Origin of the sequence: Collinsella aerofaciens (assembly GCF_025289055.1) — a bacterium.
GTDB lineage: Bacteria > Actinomycetota > Coriobacteriia > Coriobacteriales > Coriobacteriaceae > Collinsella.
Genome location: NZ_JAESIQ010000046.1, coordinates 1 through 1,544 on the forward strand (window position 1 = coordinate 1; position 1,544 = coordinate 1,544).

1 protein-coding gene is annotated in these 1,544 nt (G+C 70.7%); it reads right to left on the minus strand.

The window, feature by feature from the left end; translation table 11 throughout:
• Window positions 1-112: 112 nt before the first annotated feature.
• Window positions 113-1,279 (minus strand): IS110 family RNA-guided transposase, encoded by a 1,167-nt coding sequence (locus tag JMJ97_RS09420; protein WP_225093809.1) that lies wholly within the window; start codon window positions 1,277-1,279, stop codon window positions 113-115.
• Window positions 1,280-1,544 lie beyond the last annotated feature (265 nt).

The window sequence follows — 1,544 nt, forward strand, 5'->3', positions numbered from 1 at the left end:
GGGACGTGTCTCTATAGTTTTGTCAACCGCGTGCTTCGCGCCATTTCGGCATGACGCATCCGGGCATCTGGCGCCCCCGCTTGGTTTCCTCTTCGGTTGATCCCGCCGCCCGCTAGGCCGCGTACGGGACGGCGTCGCGCATGATCGCGTAGATGACCTTGAGCCTCTTCCTCGCGACCGCCTTCAGCGCCTTGCTGTGCCTCATCCCCCTCGCCCTGCACTCCCCGTAGTACCTCCCGAACCTGTTGTCCGTGCCGATGAGGGAGTTGCAGCTGAATATGAGCAGGTTCTTGAGCCGCCTGTTCCCGCCGTGCTGAGGCGACGTCGACCTGATGCTGCTCCCGGAGCGCCTGTCTGACGGCGCCACGCCGCAATAGCTCGCGAGCTCGTCGTGCCCCCTGAACGCGGATATGTCGATCGACGTCACCAGCGCCGCGGCGGTCTTGGGGCCGATCCCGGGCACCGTGAGGAGGCACTCGTAGACCTCGTCGCCCGCCAGCGAGTCGGCCACGAGCGAGTCGAGTTCCTCGATGTCGGCGTCGAGGGAGGCTATCTCCCGGGCGAGTATCCGGACCGCGACGTCCTCGCCGGCCGGGAGCCGCCTTCCCGAGCGCGACGAGGCCAGCAGCGCCTCCCAGAGCCTCCTGGCCCCCGCCGCGGGGGCGCCCGCGCGCCTGGCGGCGTTCGAGAACCTGCGCCAGCCGGCGGCCGAGCACCCGGCGGCCCCGCCGAACTCGGCCAGCATCGACACCTGCCAGCGGCTCGACGGGTCGACCGCGCCCTCGAGCGCGGGGTCGGCCTCGAGCAGGGTCGCGCGCAGCCTGTTCTTCGCGCGGGTCCTGGCGGACGACGCAAACTCGCGCTGCGACGACAGGATCCGCAGCGAGGCGGTCCCCTCGGGCTCCTCGGGCGCCGGCCTGAGGGCGCGGGGCACGCCGAGCGCGGTGCGCGCGATCACCTCGGCGTCGATGGCGTCGGTCTTCGCGATGCCGGGGAACATCCCGCGGGCCTGCTTCTCGGCATATCCGGGCAGGTAGGCGCAGGGGTTCCCGTGCGCATGGGCGCGCGCGAGGACCAGTGCGCCGATGTTTCGCTTCTGGTCGACGACGACCAGCGCGCCGGAGCCGGCCCGCTCGAGCAGCCGGTCGATGTCGTCAGGCCTGTTTGCCAGCTCGGCCCTGAAGGCGACGCCCCCTCCCGCATCGAGCGCGCACGCGCTGTGCGAGCTCTTCCCGACGTCGATCCCCAGGTAGGCCACGGGCGTCTCTGCTGCAGGCATGGTGTATCCTCTCCCTTGAGCCGGCCGTTAGCCGCGGAAGCGACACCCACATTACCCCGCCGTGGCCCGGTCCGGGCCCGGCACATCTCTATCAGTCGTTCCCCGCGGCCCCTCCCGCCCCGGCGGCAACACGTCCCGGGCCCTCTACGGGGCAGGGGCTGACGGCCGTCCGGGGCGGTCGGCCAGCGACCACCGGTACGGCTCAATCGTATAACCGTGCAACGGAAAAGAGCCGCCCTTTCGGACGGCTCAAACTGTAATGGGG

Excerpts from the sequence above, each read along its gene's own strand:
- JMJ97_RS09420 (WP_225093809.1), bottom strand. The coding sequence starts at position 1,279 with ATGCCTGCAGCAGAGACGCCCGTGGCCTACCTGGGGATCGACGTCGGG.